This window comes from Clostridiaceae bacterium, from assembly GCA_012840395.1.
Classification (GTDB): domain Bacteria; phylum Bacillota; class Clostridia; order Acetivibrionales; family DULL01; genus DULL01.
In genome coordinates this window covers 93,751-113,402 of the sequence record DULL01000066.1, presented here as the reverse complement: position 1 = coordinate 113,402, position 19,652 = coordinate 93,751, and the positions used below count along the sequence as shown (strand labels likewise).

Annotated in this window: 19 protein-coding genes and 5 tRNA genes; 8 read left to right on the top strand and 16 right to left on the bottom strand. The window is 35.9% G+C overall.

Going from position 1 to position 19,652, the window contains the following annotated elements; all coding sequences use genetic code 11:
* Positions 1 to 260, top strand: a 260-nt coding sequence (locus GXX20_08485; protein HHW31690.1) for a manganese catalase family protein, incomplete at its 5' end; no start/stop codon positions are given.
* A gap of 116 nt (positions 261 to 376) precedes the next feature.
* On the opposite strand, the gene GXX20_08480 is transcribed toward GXX20_08485, so the two are convergent.
* The 3 genes from GXX20_08480 to GXX20_08470 form a co-directional block, all read right to left on the bottom strand.
* Positions 377 to 452 (bottom strand) — tRNA-Lys (locus GXX20_08480).
* A gap of 57 nt (positions 453 to 509) precedes the next feature.
* Positions 510 to 585: transfer RNA gene (locus tag GXX20_08475), tRNA-Gln, on the bottom strand.
* 25 nt (positions 586 to 610) lie between these two features.
* A tRNA-His gene (locus GXX20_08470) sits at positions 611 to 687 on the bottom strand.
* Between the two features lie 338 nt (positions 688 to 1,025).
* On the opposite strand from GXX20_08470, the gene GXX20_08465 reads away from it, so the two are divergent.
* The 4 genes from GXX20_08465 to GXX20_08450 all read left to right on the top strand — a co-directional run bounded on the left by GXX20_08465 (position 1,026) and on the right by GXX20_08450 (position 5,986).
* The gene (locus tag GXX20_08465) at positions 1,026 to 1,760 is read left to right on the top strand and encodes an ABC transporter ATP-binding protein (GenBank protein HHW31689.1); all 735 of its coding nucleotides are present in this window, start codon (positions 1,026 to 1,028) and stop codon (positions 1,758 to 1,760) included.
* A 99-nt stretch (positions 1,761 to 1,859) separates the two neighbouring features.
* On the top strand, positions 1,860 to 3,425 hold the full coding sequence (locus GXX20_08460) for a hypothetical protein (GenBank protein ID HHW31688.1): 1,566 nt from the start codon (positions 1,860 to 1,862) through the stop codon (positions 3,423 to 3,425).
* Between the two features lie 53 nt (positions 3,426 to 3,478).
* Positions 3,479 to 4,702, top strand: coding sequence for an ABC transporter permease (locus GXX20_08455; protein HHW31687.1), 1,224 nt, complete (start codon positions 3,479 to 3,481; stop codon positions 4,700 to 4,702).
* Positions 4,703 to 4,738: 36 nt separating this feature from the next.
* The gene (locus tag GXX20_08450; GenBank protein ID HHW31686.1) at positions 4,739 to 5,986 is read left to right on the top strand and encodes an ABC transporter permease; all 1,248 of its coding nucleotides are present in this window, start codon (positions 4,739 to 4,741) and stop codon (positions 5,984 to 5,986) included.
* 117 nt (positions 5,987 to 6,103) lie between these two features.
* On the opposite strand, the gene GXX20_08445 is transcribed toward GXX20_08450, so the two are convergent.
* The 5 genes from GXX20_08445 to GXX20_08425 all read right to left on the bottom strand — a co-directional run bounded on the left by GXX20_08445 (position 6,104) and on the right by GXX20_08425 (position 11,764).
* Positions 6,104 to 7,573 (bottom strand): hypothetical protein, encoded by a 1,470-nt coding sequence (locus tag GXX20_08445; protein ID HHW31685.1) that lies wholly within the window; start codon positions 7,571 to 7,573, stop codon positions 6,104 to 6,106.
* A 121-nt stretch (positions 7,574 to 7,694) separates the two neighbouring features.
* Positions 7,695 to 8,816, bottom strand: coding sequence for an exo-alpha-sialidase (locus tag GXX20_08440; protein ID HHW31684.1), 1,122 nt, complete (start codon positions 8,814 to 8,816; stop codon positions 7,695 to 7,697).
* A gap of 32 nt (positions 8,817 to 8,848) precedes the next feature.
* Positions 8,849 to 9,673, bottom strand: coding sequence for a hypothetical protein (locus GXX20_08435; protein ID HHW31683.1), 825 nt, complete (start codon positions 9,671 to 9,673; stop codon positions 8,849 to 8,851).
* A 294-nt stretch (positions 9,674 to 9,967) separates the two neighbouring features.
* On the bottom strand, positions 9,968 to 11,119 hold the full coding sequence (locus GXX20_08430) for an aminotransferase class I/II-fold pyridoxal phosphate-dependent enzyme (GenBank protein HHW31682.1): 1,152 nt from the start codon (positions 11,117 to 11,119) through the stop codon (positions 9,968 to 9,970).
* 153 nt (positions 11,120 to 11,272) lie between these two features.
* The gene (locus GXX20_08425; protein HHW31681.1) at positions 11,273 to 11,764 is read right to left on the bottom strand and encodes a phage holin family protein; all 492 of its coding nucleotides are present in this window, start codon (positions 11,762 to 11,764) and stop codon (positions 11,273 to 11,275) included.
* Between the two features lie 61 nt (positions 11,765 to 11,825).
* Here GXX20_08425 and GXX20_08420 point away from each other — a divergent pair, with 61 nt between their 5' ends.
* The 3 genes from GXX20_08420 to GXX20_08410 are packed head-to-tail and all read left to right on the top strand — an operon-like array spanning position 11,826 to position 12,926.
* On the top strand, positions 11,826 to 12,092 hold the full coding sequence (locus tag GXX20_08420) for a transposase (protein HHW31680.1): 267 nt from the start codon (positions 11,826 to 11,828) through the stop codon (positions 12,090 to 12,092).
* Entirely contained in the window at positions 12,076 to 12,570 is a 495-nt protein-coding gene (locus GXX20_08415; GenBank protein HHW31679.1) for a hypothetical protein, read from the top strand. The genes GXX20_08420 and GXX20_08415 overlap by 17 nt, the downstream gene beginning before the upstream one ends.
* A 35-nt stretch (positions 12,571 to 12,605) precedes the next feature.
* Positions 12,606 to 12,926, top strand: a complete 321-nt coding sequence (locus tag GXX20_08410; GenBank protein HHW31678.1) for a hypothetical protein — start codon at positions 12,606 to 12,608, stop codon at positions 12,924 to 12,926.
* A 107-nt stretch (positions 12,927 to 13,033) separates the two neighbouring features.
* Here GXX20_08410 and GXX20_08405 read toward each other — a convergent pair.
* The 8 genes from GXX20_08405 to ruvB all read right to left on the bottom strand — a co-directional run bounded on the left by GXX20_08405 (position 13,034) and on the right by ruvB (position 19,607).
* Positions 13,034 to 13,110, bottom strand: a tRNA-Arg gene (locus tag GXX20_08405).
* Positions 13,111 to 13,165: 55 nt separating this feature from the next.
* Positions 13,166 to 13,239: transfer RNA gene (locus GXX20_08400), tRNA-Gly, on the bottom strand.
* A gap of 128 nt (positions 13,240 to 13,367) precedes the next feature.
* On the bottom strand, positions 13,368 to 13,847 hold the full coding sequence (locus tag GXX20_08395) for a metallophosphoesterase (protein ID HHW31677.1): 480 nt from the start codon (positions 13,845 to 13,847) through the stop codon (positions 13,368 to 13,370).
* 186 nt (positions 13,848 to 14,033) lie between these two features.
* On the bottom strand, positions 14,034 to 14,639 hold the full coding sequence (locus GXX20_08390) for an XTP/dITP diphosphatase (protein ID HHW31676.1): 606 nt from the start codon (positions 14,637 to 14,639) through the stop codon (positions 14,034 to 14,036).
* 89 nt (positions 14,640 to 14,728) lie between these two features.
* Positions 14,729 to 15,877: a GerMN domain-containing protein gene (locus GXX20_08385; GenBank protein ID HHW31675.1), complete on the bottom strand. Its 1,149-nt coding sequence runs from the start codon at positions 15,875 to 15,877 to the stop codon at positions 14,729 to 14,731.
* A gap of 220 nt (positions 15,878 to 16,097) precedes the next feature.
* Complete coding sequence (locus GXX20_08380) at positions 16,098 to 17,894, bottom strand: N-acetylmuramoyl-L-alanine amidase (GenBank protein ID HHW31674.1); 1,797 nt, start codon at positions 17,892 to 17,894, stop codon at positions 16,098 to 16,100.
* A gap of 151 nt (positions 17,895 to 18,045) precedes the next feature.
* Positions 18,046 to 18,585 carry an epoxyqueuosine reductase QueH gene (locus GXX20_08375; protein HHW31673.1) on the bottom strand — a complete coding sequence of 180 codons (540 nt, stop codon included), beginning with the start codon at positions 18,583 to 18,585 and terminating at the stop codon, positions 18,046 to 18,048.
* Positions 18,586 to 18,611: 26 nt separating this feature from the next.
* Complete coding sequence (ruvB, locus tag GXX20_08370) at positions 18,612 to 19,607, bottom strand: Holliday junction branch migration DNA helicase RuvB (protein HHW31672.1); 996 nt, start codon at positions 19,605 to 19,607, stop codon at positions 18,612 to 18,614.
* Between the last annotated feature and the right edge of the window lie 45 nt (positions 19,608 to 19,652).

The window sequence follows — 19,652 nt, the reverse complement described above, 5'->3', positions numbered from 1 at the left end:
GAGCAAAAGTTGTTTACGAATATCTCTATAGGCAAATCAACGATAAAGGCGTAAGGGATACAATCGACTTTTTACTAAACCGTGAAGAAGCCCATAATACTATGTTTAGAGAAGCGTTTAATAGAATTCAGGATACCGGTTCATTAAAAGATTGGGGAATTACAAAAGACTCTAAGCTGTATTTCAATCTTTCTACACCGGGTGACCAGTTTTTTAATGCTGATAATCCACAGCCAGCAAGCTTTAATAATCCAAATTAAAGTTCTACGAGTCTATAGAACGGGTTGTCTTCAAGTTTAACCAGGTATCAAGAAGTCTCTCGCACCCCAGATAAAATAAAAACCCTTGGAACGCAGTGTTCTCAAGGATTTTTACTTGGTGAGCCATCGGCGATTCGAACGCCGGACACCTTGATTAAAAGTCAAGTGCTCTGCCTACTGAGCTAATGGCCCATACTTGAGGCAAGATTCGTGCTTTTTTATTGCAATACTTGCCACCAAACTTGAACATGGCTGGGATGGCAGGACTCGAACCTACGGATGCCAGAGTCAAAGTCTGGTGCCTTACCGACTTGGCTACATCCCATCATAAATTTCAATATATTCAAACTTGGGGTGAATAGTGGGATTCGAACCCACGACCTCCAGGGCCACAACCTGGCGCTCTAACCAACTGAACTATATCCACCATTTTGCAACGTACCAATGTCAAGGCACAGGCATTATTTTAAGATAGATACTTACGTTTGTCAAGAATAAAATTTCTGATTTTTTTGTTTTTTCACCTGTTTACTTTATTATTATCCCTGATGCTCCATTCTATCCTTGTTTTCATAATTTGTGTTCTTAATATTAATATACCCAATATATTAAATATAAAGTATAATTATATTATATATTACATTATATACTTTTTGTATACTATATTAATGACAATTAATGTTTAAATGTGGTTTTAAAGTACTTTTTAATATCTTTTTCAGTAAGTAACATTCTATTCCGGATGAATCGGGGTGAAAAACTCTAATGAGTAATAGTGTAGCAATAGAAGTTAAAAATGTTACAAAAAATTATAAAAAAAATATAGCAGTCGATAATGTTTCACTAACAATAAACAGGCATGAAATCTTTGGACTTGTAGGACCAAACGGAGCCGGAAAGTCCACTCTTATATCCATGTTGATTACATTAATAAAGCCCGATAGCGGAGATATAATAGTTGAAGGAAACAGCGTGTTAACCCAGGCGGCTAATATAAGGAAGATGATTGGGTTTGTACCGCAAGATATTGCCCTCTATCCCACCCTCACAGCCTATGATAATCTAAAGTTTTGGGGGGAATTATACGGCCTTAAATCCAGTCAGCTTGAAACGAGGATCAAGGAAGTCCTAAAGATAGCTGGTATGGAAGGCAGAGCCCATGACAGGATTGAAGAATATTCCGGAGGAATGAAGCGGCGCATCAACATCGCTGTTGCTCTGCTGCATCATCCTGAAATATTAGTTATGGATGAACCTACTGTTGGTGTTGACATTATATCAAAGCATTATATTATTGATACAATTAAAAACTTAAAAAATGAGGGCAGGACAATTATTTATACCAGCCATGATATTGATGAGATGGAAGCGATATGTGACCGCATCGCTCTTATGAAAAAAGGAAGGATTTTAATGTGCCAACCTGTGGATAAAATAAGAAAACTTTCATCCAGCGGAAAGCTAAAGGAAGCAGTCCTGGAAGCAATACTGTCTGGATAGCATTACTTTCAGTATGAATTTATATAAATATAACATAAGTCCCGATCAGTATAATATTTGCTATAATCCTTTCAGATTATTTCAGGAGGTCAATTTATAATGCTAAAAAACAAGAAACTTATAATAATAGCATCCGCCATTATAGTTTTGGTATTAACCGCTTCTCTTATTTACTATCTGGTTAGAGGAAAAGAAAATGTAAAAGATCTATACTTCAGAATTGAAACTGAAAACTTTGTAAAATATATGGATGAGCTCCAAAAAAAACATAATGAACGGGAAAAAAGATACAAACCTTTTAATGAAAATCCTTCCCGCTCAAGATATGAGCTTTCGGTTAAATTATCTTCTCCCGCATCCGTGGAAAATTCCTTTGGTAATCTTCCATCTCAGGCAATTGACATAATAAACAGCAGCAAACTTGTATTGAATACAAGGTACAATATAAAAGAAGAAAAAAGCTTAACTTCATTGGCATTTCTTCTTGAAGGTTTAAATTTTGCAGATGTTAATATTTTCGTGGATAAAAATACTTTAGGACTTCAGATCCCCGTAATTTATGACAAGTACTTCCTGATAGATAAGAATAACCCTAAAATTCCCTTGCAAAAATTCAACCTGGATTATCCTATAAATAAGATTCTTTTGCCAAGAGAAATGAGTCCTTACACAAATTTCCCAATTTCTGAAATAAAAAATATTCTAGTTGAATATTCAAATTTTCTGAAAGATAATATATCAGATGAACAGGTAGTTTTGTCAAAAAACATTCAGAATTACGGCTTTGAAGCACAGAAAAGCGGAAAATACGATCAGTTCACGCTTTCTTTTAATGAAGATCAGTTAAAAAATCTAAGTGCAGCTTTTATTAAAATGATTTTTAAAGATAATCGTCTTATTAACATTACTGTTGATAAAATTAATAATGCAATAAAACTTATAGATGAAGCAGGATATTTTGATTTGATTCCCGGCTTAAAACCTTTAACCGAAAAATTATTAAGCTACTCTGATTACAATATCCTGGTAAATGAATTATTAGACATTATAGAGAATACCTCATTCCCTGACGGTCTTAGCATGAAGATCATAGTAGATTCATCAGGTAATATAATCTCGCGAAGTATTAACCTTTCCAGCAAGGAACAGGATATGTCAAAAAGAAATTATGATATTTTATTCAGTCAAAACAGTGTAGTTGGTAAAATTGTGCAGTCTGCAGAAAATGGCGGTGATGCCGCAGAAATACAATTCAACTTTGAAAAGGGCAAGTCAAAATCTGACAAATCTGAATCCTTTGAGGGTTTCATAAAATGCGTAAACAATATTTGGCCTGATTTTAAAGCTAATATTAACCTGACTTCAGAGAGTTCTGAAAATGCAAAAAAGAAATCTATCAACACAAGCTATAACTTAATTGTAAACCTTACTATAGAAGAATATAAAATTGATAATGCAGATATATTGATTAATATAAAGAAAGAAGACAGTTACGGTGAAAGTTTTGAAATGCCAGCAACAGATTCCCAGTGGGCTGTTGATCTGAACACCATAAGCGAAGAGGAACTATCAGAGATCGTTAAGGAACTTCAGTTCTCTACAGCTAAGTTTTTACTTAACAATAAGGAACTGATTGAACCTTTTACCAGTACGGCAAAGCGTTAGGACAATGAATTTTTCATTGACATTTACCTTTCATTATACGGGGGTGCCGGCAGTTGAGAGTTTTTGTTGTTGTAAAGAATGATTTAAAGCTGTTTTTTAAGGATTGGAAAGCAGTGGTTCTCTTTTTTGGTTTGCCATTTGCTTTTATCAGCCTTTTTATCTATGTTCTGTCTCCATTTTTAACTCACAATAGATTTATTGAGACCTTTTCAATTGCTCTTGTGGATGAGGAAAACTCTCTTGAATCAAGAATGCTGCTGAATCAGTTTATTGAATCAGAAGCTATACAAGATTTGGTAACCATATTTAAAGCTGATGAAAATGAGGCAATGAACATGCTCAAAGACGGAAAAGTGGCTGCCGTTGTAATAATTCCCGAAGGTTTTGTAAAGAGTGTATCAGAAGGTGAGAACAAGCCTTTCAGAGTAATTGCAGATTCCAGGAAGCCTTTACAGGCTGACATTATCAAAAATTTCATGCAAAGCTATGCAGATATCGTATCTGCTTCGCAGAATGGTATAATGACAGCTTATGTTTATTACAAAAAAGCTGCTTCATCAGAAAAATTCTATAATGAAAAATATGCTGATGTCGTTACAAAATTCTCTTTAAAAGCCTTATCCAGCGGAAGAATTTTTGAAGAAAAAAAAGTTTCATATATTCCTGATGTTACTCAATATGAGTATTTCATTGCTGCCCTGCTTGTAGTATTTATTATGTTCAGCGGTATAATGGGCATTAAGTTTACTGCCAACGAAAAACAATTGGGTATCCGAAGCAGGCTTGAAATATCTCCTATGAGTGCTGCTGAGTTTATTCTGGCAAGATTTTTAACAGTATTCATTATTTCAATCCTGCAATTTGCCTCAATAATTATCCCCGGCTCAATTTTTTTCAACATTTATCTCAGTACTTCACCTCTGCTTATGATATTGTTATTTATAATAATAGTATTCACAGTTTCTGCCTGCGCAGTTTTTGTGGCAACAATATCTCCCTCACCTGCCACAGCAGATCTGGCGGGAAGTTTGGGAACTTTGCTGATGGCAGTAGTTGGAGGTAGCATTTATCCCCTTACCGCAATGCCTGATTTTATCAAAACTCTAAGTTATTTTACCATTAACAGATGGGCAGTTGATGGTTTTTTGCAAATATTTTCTGCTAACATTACATCTGTATTTTACTGGGATCTGGCTGTGTTAGCAGGGATGGGTTTACTTTACCTGGCCGTTTCAATTCCTTTTTTAAAAGGAATAAAGAACCATAGGGCATCCTGATCTTTAATTGGAAATTTGTTCGGAGGTAAACATATAATGTCGAAAATACTAACAGTAGTTAAATATAAATTGAAAATAATTATGTCAGATAAAAGCTTTATTATCGCTATGGCTTTAATTCCTCTTTTCCTTACTTTCATTACAGGTTATGCCTTAAGATATGAGAAGAGAAATCAAATTCCTATTGCTATATGCGATTTGGATAATTCAGAATATTCAGTAATGCTAACCAAAAGAATATCTTCTAAAGAAGGCTTGATTGTTATTGAGGCTGATGAACAGGAAGCCGTAGCACTTGTAAAAAACCATAAGGCTGAAGCTGCTTTCATAATTAAAGAAGGTTTTATGGAAAAAATACTTAAGGGAGATACTGATGGAGCTATTGAACAGATAGAGTCTCCTTCTACTTTGTCTGCGGGTATTATTGCGAGAAGCATAGCTGGAGAAGCTGCAAGATTGATGTTAAATTCAACTGCAGCCGACTGGGTGATAAAAGAATATGAAAACATGGGAAAGTTTTCCAAAGACAATTCTTCTGAGAATAAGAAAACTTTATGGTCTGAAGCATGGGAATATACAGATTCGTTATGGGAACCTGAACCTCCGATGAAAATGGATTACAGTGAAATCAAGGGAGGAGCTATAATTCAAGAATCAAGCCCTCTATCCGGAACAGTTGAAGCTTCAGCTCTTGGTATGTTGACCGCTTTTCTAATGTTTCTCGTTTTGTTTAACAGCAGCTGGCTTATTGATGAAAGAGAAAACAGCACCATAAAAAGGCTTGTGGCAGGTATAAATGCTTTAGGATCTGTATTTGCCGGCAATATCTTAACTCTTTTATTTATTGGTATTATTCATATCGCATTCTTCTGGCTGATATCATCCCTGGTTTTTAAGATTAGTATCTTCAATAATCCAGCCAGTCTCTTAATTATTATTGTATACCTGTTAACAGTAATTGCCTTAAGTTTATTTATATCTTCAATTTTAAAAACCAGGATGCAGCTTCAGACTGGTGCTCCGCTATTTTCAATAATTACAGGATTTGCAGGAGGATGCTTCTGGAATTTTGCTGAAATGTCGGGGGTAGCCAGATCCATATCACTCTTTACCCCTCAGGGACTTGCGCTTGAACTTTTTAGAAATTTTAATCTTCCTTCAAGTATAATAAGTTACCAGGATGCTCTTGCAATGGTCTTTTCAAGCTGGCCTATGATAGTAATGATTATTTCTGCAGTTTTTTTGACTGCTTCAAGTTATATAATTATTAAAAACCAGTATTAATATATACCAGTTTTTGTGCATTTGCCAATAAATTGGATAAACAGGCAGCTTTCAAATAGCTGCCTGTAGTTTCGCAGAGAGTTTTTTATCTGATTTATTCTTCAACATTATTCATTATTAATTATTGGGCTGTGTGTTTGCAGGCTCTGTCCAGTCATCAAGAGCTGTTATCTTCCATTCTTCACCAACCATGCTCAGTGTCGCTACAAGAGATAATTCCAAAGGGTTACTTCCATCCTCCAGGTTCACACTTTGTATATAGTATATTTTTGAAACGCTGCCCTCAGTTTCTTCTTTTTTTATTTCTTTTATCTGCAGGCTCTTGAAAATACCTGTTGCTGCCGCAATTTCAGAGAAATATTCAACATCTATTTCATTCTTGCTGATTTCAAAAGATCCAAACATTTTAAATGCATTTAGTCTGAACTTTTCATCCAGCAAATCATAAGCTTTATTATATTCTTCGTTATTTATAAGCTTATAGAAATTCTTTAGTGCCATCATGGGAGGACTGTCCTGAGGTTCCTCAGGCTCTTTTTCTACAACAATTTTGACTCCCCTTGAATCATATCCTTCAGGATACTTGATAAGATTGGCCGAAACATCATATATTACTTCAATTTCTTCCGGCGTTATTCCTGCGCTGTCTTGATCGGCTTTCATATAGGAAATTTCCATTAATGAAATTTCCGTATCAGATTTCCATGAAAGCATTTTATATGAATAGTGTTTGTCAGGAACCCCTTCCTGTCCTATCCTGTTCCCCAGAGGAGTTTTTCCTTCCACAATATACCATCTGTCAGAACTGCAGTCCAGAATCTGCAACATGCTGTCCGGAACAGGCCCACCTTTATTGGATGTATAACAAAAGGCCGCCATCTTCTTATCTTTAGAAAATTTTAAAGGGCTTAATTCAGTTCCTTCTCCGATATATATTTCTTTTACGTCACCGTTCTTTAAATCAATTACATATAAACAGAAAAGTTCATTAGAAGAATTATTCTTCTTCTTTACAAAAAAGTACAGTTTAGCCAGTTTGCCGTTCAATGTCGCTTCTTGTATTGTATATCCGGCTGATTGAATATAATCATCCGTATCTTCAACTTGTTTAAGAAAAGGTATATTGCCTGAAGAATATTCTCTTGATCTGCTAACTCCGTCATAATAGTAATCAAGAATTACAAAAGCTTTATTCTCATTGTCATAGCACAGCGCCATTTCAACCTCAAATTCAGGAGAATTATCAATTATTTTTACCGGGCTTTCCACTATCCAATTTTCTTCTGCAAAAGCTTCTTCTGTTTCCAAATTAACTTCTTCACTGTCTCCGGTTCCTTCTTCATGTTTATTTTCATCAAGATCTTTATTACCGGTTACTTCTGCTTCTTTGTCATCACCGCTGGTGATATCATCTGTATCATTTTTATTTTCAGTCTCTGCCAATACGTTTGTCTGATCTGAATTCTTATTTGCCGACGAATTTTCACTTTTCAAATTGAATACACCGGATATGTACATGACCACAGCTATCATTACTACTGAGGCTACAATTATAAATATTATATATTTGGGATTCTTGAATTTCATAAAATCCTCCTGAAAAGAGATATTTATACTTACAATGCCATAATTCCCTAATATATATAAATTATACTATAAATATCATCAATACACCAAATATATTCTTCTGCTAATATCTGGTATTAATTTATATAATATTTAGTCTGGTCCAGATTATTTTTCCCTGTCCCTCTTCAATGATCCAGTTAACCATCAGGAAATCTCCACCCTGGTTTAGCCTTATAGCCGATGGTTGCCCAAACTTAAGAAATGCAAATACATCCATCATTTTTTTATTTGCCTGCAGTAATGTTTTTGGTTCCCATACCACTTTTTCATCAATAATATCCCAGGTACCATTTGATAAATCTACTATGTAAGCATATATTCCAGGCTTGTCTGTTCCACGCCTCATACAATGGAGAGAAAGTATTTTCTCACCTTCAATATGAACCAAACCGGAAGCCTGACCCATTATACCTGTAGACTGAGGTTTTTCAAAGGTCTTTCCATTGTCATAAGAAAGAGCAAAATGATTTGGTAATTGTATTCCATTTGCAAGGTCTTCATTCCAGCTTATTACACATAACATTCCTGACTCCGTCTGGCAAAGCCTTTGCTCCCATATGGTTATATTTCTCCCCGGAAATTCCATAATAACAGTTGAGTCATCCCATGTTCTGCCTCCATCTTCTGAGCGCAAAAGACGGCTATGTAGTCCGGATTTGCATATACCTTCCCAATTTTTAAAATTTGCTATAGGTGTAACCAGATGCCCGTTTTTCAGTTCAACAAGAGGAGCGGAAGCTTCAACAGGATCTCCCAGAAAAGAATTAGGTATAATAACCGGATCTCCCCAGCTTTTACCCATATCCGTTGATTCAAAAAGTACCATATTGCTATCTAGAATTCCCCCCGTCTCTACATTTCCAATTGGTAGACAGGGGTTGCTTCTATCCATCTCATACCCAAATGCCAGTAACCTTCCATCCTTTGTTTGGGTAAGTTTCAATGAATCTGATGTTTTTCTGGAAGATTTCCTCTTGTCATATATCTTTCCTATCCTCTCCCAGGTTCTTCCTTCATCTCTGCTTATTGATATTTCAGTAGTCAGATCCACACTTTCAAAAGCTTCTCCTACTACATATGCTGCCATAAGGGTTCCGTCATTCATTTTGATTATTCCCGGGAAGTATCCATGTCTGCTTCTCAGCTGAGGCAACTTATTTTCAAATAAGATGCCTGTTTCAATAACATTAATACTTGACATTTTAAAACCCTCCTATTGTATTGCAAATCCATTTAAACAATTCCGGACATCCTTATAACTTCAATTCCTCTAGATTCCAGTTCTTCAAGTATTGCATTCATTCCTATGGAATCACTGGCCATATGACCTGCAACTATCAAGTTGCCAATATTCTGCTCTTTAATTGCCTTAAGTGTTTCTTCTTTTTCGTGCATACAAACCAAAGTACCTACTCCCGCTTCAAAATAAGCCTTTGCCACCAAAGGACCTCCATTAGTGCCACCTGACATTGTTACTACTACTTTGCCCGCAAAACTATCAGGTGAGCCTGCCCAAATTCTCGGCTGCTGTATCTTTGCGACAGCTCTGTATTCTCTTATCTCCATTAAAGCATCAATTACATCAGATAACTTTGCCCTACTGTTACCTTTTAAATGTTCGTCAATCTTTTTCTGGACGGTTTTTTCAGAAATTATATCTGCAGGGGTATGTATATTCATATATGGTATTTTTAATAATCTGGCAGCGGAATTTATTCTGTCATAATTACCACCCTGTATTATTCTTTCAATATCTTCAATCCTGCCACTTATTGCTTTTTGTGCTTTGTTGACTGGAACTCCACAACTGACCATCTTGTCTATCTGATATTCCAGCATCTTTGACATACCCAGTCCGCTGGTTGAACTGCTGGGATGATGGCCAAGAACCATGTCAACCTTTAGTTCCCTGGCAATTAATAATTCCGGGACATCTATACTGATGCCGGACATTACCTTCTTAATATTGTCTCCTTCAAATATAATACCTGAGTCCTCTGGGACATGATCAAGCCCGGCAAGCTTTAGTGCAATTTCCATTACCTGTTGAGTATTCATTGATTTCCTCCTCTCAAAAGCAAAGGGACGGTTCTTCTGCTTCCGTTCTCTTGTGAAAAGGAGCAAGGAACCATCCCCGTGTTTCCGTCTCCTTGCCTCCATAAGGCATAAAAATATATTAATTATATTAACATATAAGATTATAAATGCAATATGTGCTTCCAGATAAGGTTTTTTTATGGAACATTATTTTTAAAGAATCATTCTCTAAGATATTTCCTCCTATTTAAAGCTGTAGCATATTTCTCGGTTTTCTGATCTACCAAGGTCTTTCCTCGTGTAACTCTCCGTAATTTATACATGTTTCAAGGCATTTTCCAGGTCTTCAGTCAATACATCTGCGTCTTCAAGCCCGATGGATATTCGCAGGTACTTTATAGAGCAACCAGTAGCTAAAACTTCCTCATCGGTCCTCCCGCATGCCATTGCCGTTATTATGCTCTCGTATCCACCCCAGCTTGGTCCAAGGGTAAAATAATTCAAATTATTTATAAATCTTTTAATTCCCTCTCTGTCAGTATCTATTTCAAAACCAAATACGCTACTGTATCCCTTCATCTGCTTTCTGCCCAGTTCATACTGGGGATGGCTTTCTAAAGCCGGATAATTTACTGATAATATTTTAGGATGACTTTCAAGATACTTGGCCACTTTAATACCGTTTTCCTGATGCTGTCTCATTCTCACTCCCAGCGTTCTCAAACTTCTTATAAGCAGCCAGGCTTCAAATGGAGGCAAAAAGCTACCGAATGTTGGAATTTTTTTCATTATTTCTTTGCTCGAAATTACTACGCCTCCAACAATGTCACTGTGACCTCCCAAATACTTGGATATAGAGTGAATAACTATATCAATGCCCAAATCCAAAGGATTTTGGAACACAGGTGTAGCCCAGGTATTATCAATCATAGTATATATACCTTTTTCTCTTGCTATTTTTGCAATTGCAGCAAGATCCTGCAATTTAAAAAGCAATGAGCTAGGACTCTCAAGATATATTATCCTGGTATTTGGACGTATTGCAGACACTATTTCGTCCAGGTCTTCTCCACTTACTCTTGTGGTTTCAACGCCAAACCTGTTGAAATATGTATCCAGGAATTCATTAACTCTTCCATACACATGTTTTATACAAACCACATGGGCATCTTTCTCAAGAAATGCTGAAAGAGCTGAAAAAATCGCCGATACGCCTGAAACATAACATCTGGCGACCTCTCCGTTTTCCATTTTTGCAATCTTTTTTTCAGCTATTTCATATGTTGGATTCTGAATTCTAGTGTAGGAATAACGGTTATTGTTCTTATTGTTTTCTTCATTAGATTCGTAGGTTGGAAATTTAAAAATGGTATTTGAAAAAATTGGTGGTACGACCGCACCCAGGAATTTCTCATGATCATCTCCATAATGTCCGCCTATCTGCTGTATTTCGTCAAACCTTTTCATTATGCATAATCCTCCGTCAGATTAATGTTGGTGAAATATGTTTCACCTTTTTGATCAATAACATTAATCTAACACCAAAAACAACAATAGTAAATTATACTTTTTTTCCTTTTGGTATAATAATTAATCATTTTATAATATTTTTTCAGGATATCAGAAGAACTCTTCTTCATCTTCAGTTTCTTCTCTCTCCTCTTTGGAGAAAGGAATAATCTTACCAGATTCATCCTTCAATAAACCGAAAAATTTAAGAAGAAAATTCGGAGCAGGCACCCCAATTATCAAAAAATGCTTTACAATACTGAATCCTTCTGTTCCCAGCAAGTATGCAATTGCTGCGATGCCAAACATACTTGACACTGGCAATTTCATACCAATCTTTGTGGTCAGGAAAATTATAATGAAGTCAACCAAAAAAGCAATAGCCAGAACAAAACCATACAATACCTTTTTGATTATTCCCCAGAGTGCAACCTCTTTATCAAATTGTTTTTTTGTTTTAAACACTTCTATGATGCCTAAAATATAATCCATAATCATAAACAGTATTAATATTACCACTAATTCATTTATACTGTTGTATAGATAACCTAACACAGCGGTTACAAAGAACATAAAACTTTTTGTTCCTGTTGTCTGATTCATTTTCATACCACCTTTCAATTTATATTTTATGTGCAAATAACACCCCTTTTGACGGGCTCTTATGATATTTTTTTGTGTAGAAGTAGCCGGATTTCAAAGAGCCGTATCCTGCCGGACCGGCAGGCCTCCCTATGACCCTGGAGACCTTCTGAAGCTTTACGTATATGGCTACTTCAACAAGATACGTTCCAGCAGAAAACTTATGGCTGAATGTACCCGCAACATTGAATTGTTTTTTCTCCTAAACAGACTAACCCCTGATTTCAGAACAATATCAGACTTCCGTAAGGACAATGCTAAAGCTTTGAAAAATGTCTTCCAATCGTAATACGGATCAGAGACTGCTGAAAGAAGTGGCCCAGCGTGCAAAGGAAACCCTGGAGTTTGAAACAGTTGAGGTAGTGGCAGACAAGGGCTATGAAAATCGTGAAGATATATTAAACTGTGTAATGAATGGGATAGTTCCAAATGTAGCTTTGAAATATGATAAACACGAGAGGCTCTACAACATAGACTATGAAGAAGCAGAAATTACAGAAGAGATAAGGAACTCCAATAAACCAGAGGACATACAAAAGTGCATATCCGCAGGAGTACTTCCTGCTTGCTATGAAAATACTGTAATAGAAGTAGAAGTTCAAGAACAGTCTATTTTAAGCTGCTTTACGCTAAACGAGGATGGAACTGTAACATGTCCTATGGGCAACAGACAAAGAAGAAAGGAAATAACACCATATTCGCCAATAAAGATGCATGCCGCCAGTACCCTAACAGATGTACAGGTTCAAAAAATTACAAGACTGTAAGCTTTGGGCCTGGCACCAAATGTGTTTCGGTTCGAATGTACGGAAACGTAAAAGGAAATCTCAACCCTATTCCCGAAAATGCCGATATCAGTCCATTCAATCATACGCTAGACAGAAAAGACTATATAAAGAAGAAAGTTGTCCTCAGAATAAAAGAAGATATCCACAAGATAAAAGAACGAAAGTTCTTGTCGGAGCACCCATTTGGCACAGTAAAGTGGTATCATGGTGCGCATTATCTGTTATGTAAGGGTAAAGAAAAAGCGACAGCAGAGCTGGGGCTTAGCTTTCTTGCCTATAACATGAAAAGGGCAATAAATATGGTAGGAGTTAGGAAATTGATCGAAGCAATGTAAATATAGGGACAGTTCTTCTGCTTCCGTCTGAAGGAAGCAGAAGAACCGTCCCTGTGCTTCAAAAAACGCCGAAAACCCTGATTTCATCAGGGTTTTCAGACAAATTGTGGCGTGCCCGGAGGGATTCGAACCCCCGACCTACGGATTAGAAGTCCGTTGCTCTATCCAGCTGAGCTACGGGTACATACATTATTAAAAAAGAACAATAAAAAAGAAAGAATACTATCAATTAGATAAATTGGAGCGGGTGAAGGGAATCGAACCCTCGCAATCAGCTTGGAAGGCTGATGTTCTACCATTGAACTACACCCGCAACACTATCCTTGCGCTGACTTTACCTATTATACAAGTTATAAGTTCCTTTGTCAACACTCTTTATATTATTTTCATAAGCAATATTTCTTCGACAAAATCAATTATAAGCTATATACAAAGCTCAAACTACGCTTTACAAAGTTTAGGGCTTATTTTTTCATTTTCAATCTCAATTATTGCATAAGACTCATTGGAATTCTCTCTAGGATCACTTATGCTGCCCGGATTTAATATCAGGCATTTATTTTTAGAAACCAGCTTAGGAACATGTGTATGCCCGAACAGAATTACATCTGCTCCAATTTCCTCCGCTTTCCTAAAAAGTTTTTCATAATCCCATTTTACAGAGTATTTATGCCCGTGTGTAATAAATATTTTTTTGCCGTTGAACTGAAGTATTTTCTCTGCAGGAACATCATCTATCATAAAATCACTGTTTCCATGTATATATTCAACAGGTATATCAGGAAAAAGGTCTGATAATTTCTGAGCATCTCTGTAATAATCGCCTAAATGTATAATAAGATTTATTCCTCTACTCTTTCTGATTACTTCTTCGGCTTTTTCTATCTCTCCATGTGTATCACTTAAAACCAATATCTTCATACTTCCCCCAAAACAAGCTGTCACCATTTACTATCTTCAAATAATATTGAACCGCCAATATAATTTGAATTGGCTACATGCCTGTTTCACCAAGCAACCTTATGGTGTTGACACTATAATATATAATTTCATAAATATCCTGGCATGAAGCTATATATTAAATGCTGAAAGCTTGTATATCCTTCCTTATTTTTCGATTATTTCATAATTTTTTAACTTATCAACCAACAATCTTAAGGCCTTTCCTCTGTGGCTTATCTTATTTTTCTCATGCAAACTAAGCTGAGCCATTGTGGCATTATACTCAGGTATAAAAAACAAAGGGTCATAACCAAAGCCATTATCTCCAACAGGTTCAAACCCTATATATCCTTCACAGGATCCATTTATTGAAATATGTTTACCATCAGGCAAAATCAGCGCAATTGCACACACAAACCTTGCTGTCCTTTTTTCAAAAGGTACATCCCTTAATTCTCTTAGCAATTTTTCATTTCTGTCCTGATCGCTTGCCCCTTCCCCGGCATATCTTGATGAATAAATACCTGGCAAGCCATTCAAGTAGTCCACTTCCAGACCAGAATCATCTGCCATAACCATCCCTCCGGTTACGTTGAATACAGCTCTGGCCTTAATAAACGCATTTTCTTCAAAGGTCTTCCCTGTTTCTTCGATATCTCCTGAAAAACCAGCTTCTTCCATTGATATCACTTTATAAGGAAGACCTTCCAAAAGTTTCTGTATTTCTATTAACTTTCCTTTGTTCTTGCTTGCTACAATAAATTTTTCCACAAATTTTTCCACTTCTCTAAATGTCTCCTGTATGCTTTTCTAAATACTTCTGAATCAATATTACATATATCTGACTATTATTTTTTAATTTACTCATCAATAACACTATTTATCAAAGCAGGTATAATATAGTCTTTTGAAACACTGGTTCCTTCCGGAAAGTTTGCCGGCTTTCCCATTACAAGAAATCTTATTCGATCAATTCCGCCCATTCCTCTTACTGTATATAAAAACTGATTTATAATTCCATATTCCCTGGCTGTTCCTCCTCCATAGGATGTTAACCTGGCATCAAAATCTAAAACCAGAGTACTTCCATCCATGCTGTTATTCAACAACTCAACTCCATTAGGCACCTGGGTATAAAGATGTTCTATACCCGGATCTTCCGAGAGGAATCTGGTTATAAGAGCAAGGGTATCACTGCTTCCTGTTTTGGGATACATTCTTGATACTGGCAGCAAATATTCATACCTGTCATTTACTCTCTTATAAAAATAAACATCTTGTTTTGCCATATCTTTATCAAGATTTATCCTGTCTGAATTAATCAATGTATTATCTCTTCCAAGAACTCCAGATAAATTTGTATTATATTTCATATTATTGACGGTATGGCCATTAATAAGGATTTTTACTCCTTCGATAGTACTAAATTCCGTTAATGTATATACAACCGATGAAACAATATTCTTCTCAGTAGTTTCATCACTATAATTTAAAAAATCCTTATCAAAATCAATGGTAGCTATACCCTCTTTAATATTCAAACCTAATATTTCAGTTCCTGAAGGAAGTACTGGATACAACCCAAAATACTCTATTTCCTCCCTGTTAATGGAGTTGTCAACCAGCAAACTGACCGCAGCTCTGGCAATTCCTTCCTGCTTCGCAATTTTTCTTGAAGCTGGAACAATATAACCGTCCCTGTCTTGATAATATAATGTTATCCACAAACTGGGAATATCTTCCTGGATATTATCTTTCTTGGGTTCACCAGTATTTTCATTACTTATTGTGTTTAATGCAGTATCTGTGCCGCTTGGAGTGATATCTGTACGTTTCTCATAATCAGTATCCTCTTCTTCTTGTTCTTCTTTTATTGTATCAATACTGGTTTTTGTAGTTTTTGTTGTATCAGATTTCTGTTCTTTTTCTAATCCAGAACAGCCAACCAGTCCCAAGCTACTGGTAAACACCAAACAGGCAAGTACTAGCAAGCTAATAAGCCTTTTCATATTTCCCTCCATAATAAAGATTTACATTTATTACTAATTATGGACAAGAATATGAAATTTTATAATATCCCAGTCTGCTTTCGCTATATTTATTATTATCAATGTGCATACTAATATAAAACATTAATTAATACTAACACAAAAGCAATTAGAAAAAAATCAGTAGAATATATAAATTCTACTAGATAATTTAACTGTTTTTTATATAGTTTTGTATGTTCTATTTGATCTTTTCCAGAGCTTCCATTATTCCTTTAAATAAAGCCTGAGCCGCTTTTTCCCTGAACTCTTCACTCCTGAGATTATTCCTGTCTTCTGAGTTTGTCAAAAAAGCAATTTCAGCAAGAGCTGCAGGCATTTTCGTAGCCTTAAGGACAACAAGGTTAGGTCGTTCTCTTATGCTTCTGTCAATAGTCTTTAACGTATCTACTAAATTCCTCTGTATTATTTCTGCGAAAGTCTTTCCATTAATTCCTGTTCTTCCATTCTGCGGATAATACAGAGTCATGGTACCCCCATAATTTACATCAGCCATAGCATTATTATGTATACTCAAAAACAGCTTTGCATTTAGTGCATTGGCAATATATGCCCTTTCATACAGGGCTACTGTAATATCTTCCTGACGTATCATATATGTTTTTATATTATTCTCAACAAGAAGTCTGTTGAGCCTTTTAGCGATATCCAAATTCAATTCTTTTTCATATAAATTTCCATAAATTGCACCTGGCTCGGCACCTCCATGACCGGCATCAATAACAACCAGCCTTTCATCATCAGAGGCAGGCTTAAGTACTGTTATTGCAGTATCATTGGCTTCAGATCTTGTAAAAACCAGATACTTAAACGTATCTTTTGCATCGAATATTATGCTTGTGTTGCCTGATTCTTTGTCTTCAATTATTTCAATAGACTTCAGGTAATTGTCATTTATATTAAGCATACCAGTACCAAGGTTAGCCAGTTTACTTGGAAATGTAATTATGTACTTTTTCCCTTCATCCTCATAACTTGAGGTATACAGATTTTTTAGAAATTCTCCTCCCTCGGTAAGCTTTGCTCCATTTAATGTAAGATATACTCTGTCACTATGATTATGATATTTAATATTTTTTAAGGAAGTTTTTTTCACATTTATGGTCAAGACACCTTCTTTAGTGTCAGCTTCATAATCTACCTGTCCATTTATATCAAGAACAACTCTTACAGTGTCTTCCGTAAACTGACCATATCTTATTGAACTAATAAGGCTGCTGTTAACGGGAATCTCATTCCTCCTTATATTTAACGGAGCATCAGGAATATCAACAACTATTCTGTCAGGTCCTGTCAGTCTCATAATCCTAAACTCTTTTTCACTATCCATTGAAATTAAAACTCTTTCATCTTCCTCTAAGGACAGATATTCAATGGATAACTGACTATCTCCGTAAGACTCATCTCTGTTTTCTCCGCTACGATCAGAAGTATCCTCCCTTCTGTCTTTGGCGTTTTTCTCATCATTATTTCCTACCTGGGAGTTATCCTGGTTATCCCTGTTATTATTATCTTTACCAGTGTTGCTTTTATCCTCCTCATCCACTACTTTATTCTCATCGTCTATTACACTGACAAGTATTATTAATTTGTTTTTTTCATTTTTTATATTGACTTCAGGTTGCTCTGTTACATCCAGTACAACCCGTGCAATGCCTTTATCAAACTGTGCATATCTGACAGATTGTATCAAACTGCTATTTACTGGAATAATTTGCTGTTTTCCTGGCGCATCAACTCCTAAAATATCTACAACTACTCTTTCGGGATTTTTTAACCTAAAAATACTATAATCAGAATATTTGCTGATATCAACAGTTATTTCCTCGGTTTTCCCCTTATTTGAATAGCTTACTCCATTTAAAAACCCAACTATCTTAGGAGTATAACCGGAAAGATATGAAGATTCGGCTACTACATTACAGGAAAAAGATATTAAAATAAGAAATGCCAAAATAACTGCCGCGATTTTTTTCATTATGACCCCCGTTAGTATTCATCTTTTGTATCACTTTTTGTATTTTTTGTAAGATACATTTTGTATATTTATTTTACATTATACTTCGGCATTTTTGGCATAATATACTAATTTTTTATTGAAATTTAATACTTCTGTAATAATAACGTAACTATTTGCTTCCTTTTGACTTTACTGGAGTCTCTCTCCTGGAAATGATACAGCCACAGTACTTTTGACGGTATAATCCAAGCTCTCTTGCTTGTTGTTGTCCTTGTCTGAATCCTTCTCTTAAATCCCTGTAGTAGAAATCAATTCCATAGGTCGTCCCCATTTTTTCCCCAAGTTCTTTTATCAGTTCGTGTTTTTGATATGGACTTACCAGAAGAGTTGTAGTAAAAGCATCAAATCCTTTCTCTTTTGCCATCCGCGCAACTCTTTCCAGTCTCAAACTGTAACACATATTGCACCTTTCTTCACTGGTACCGGTAAATCCAAGCCAATCGGTCTCTTGAAACTGATCTGATACAGTTATAGGAAAATTTTTTATATCAGAAAGTATCTTTGCATTATCTCTGCGCTTAATAAACTCTTCTATAGGATGTATATTTGGATTAAAAAAAACTCCTTCAAAGTCTATATTCTCCTTCTGCAATACATCTACAGGATATACAGCACAAGGTCCACAGCATATATGCAGTAAAAGTTTCATAGTTACCTCCGCCCAATAAATTCCGTCTAATTATATTTTATCCCAAAATGATCATAGGCAGCCTTAGTAGCTATTCTACCCCTGGGAGTCTTGCTGATAAAACCTAACTGAAGCAGATAGGGTTCATAAACATCCTCTATAGTATCAGTTTCCTCTCCGATTGACGCAGCCAAAGTCTCAAGTCCCACCGGTCCTCCGCCAAATTTATGGATTATGCATAGAAGCATGTTTGTATCAACCCCATCAAGACCTATGGGATCTATATCAAGAGCATTCAATCCCATTACAGCGGCAGCGCCATCAATATATCCATTACCTTTTACCTGAGCAAAATCCCTGACACGTTTTAACAACCTGTTTGCAACTCTGGGTGTTCCCCGGGAACGTTTGGCTATTTCTTCAGCTCCTTCATCGCTAATACCTACTTTTAATATGGAGGCAGATCTTTTAATAATTTGTTTTAGTTCATCTGTAGAATAGAGTTCAAGCCTGTTAATAACACCAAATCTGTCCCTTAAGGGAGAAGTAAGAAGACCAGCCCTGGTAGTGGCACCTATTAATGTGAATTTTGGAAGATCAAGCCTGATTGATCTGGCACTTGGCCCCTTTCCGATAATTATATCAAGGGCATAGTCTTCCATGGCAGGATAAAGAATTTCTTCCACGCTCCTGTTTAATCTGTGTATTTCATCAATAAAGAGTACATCATAGCTGCCAAGGTTGGTAAGTATAGCAGCTAAATCTCCTGGTTTTTCAATGGCAGGTCCGGATGTAATTCTTATATTTACCCCCAGTTCTGATGCGATTACTCCTGCAAGTGTTGTCTTTCCAAGTCCTGGAGGGCCATAAAGAAGTACATGGTCAAGGGCTTCTTTCCTTTGCTTGGCTGCCTCTATAAATACCATTAAATTTTCCTTAACCTTTGTTTGCCCTATATATTCACTGAACCATCTAGGCCTTAAGTTTGTTTCATCAAAATCTTCTTCTCTTAATTCACATCCTATTAGTCTGTCATTATTCATTTGTACTTACTCTCCTGCAAATTAATCTATATCTATATTTATACA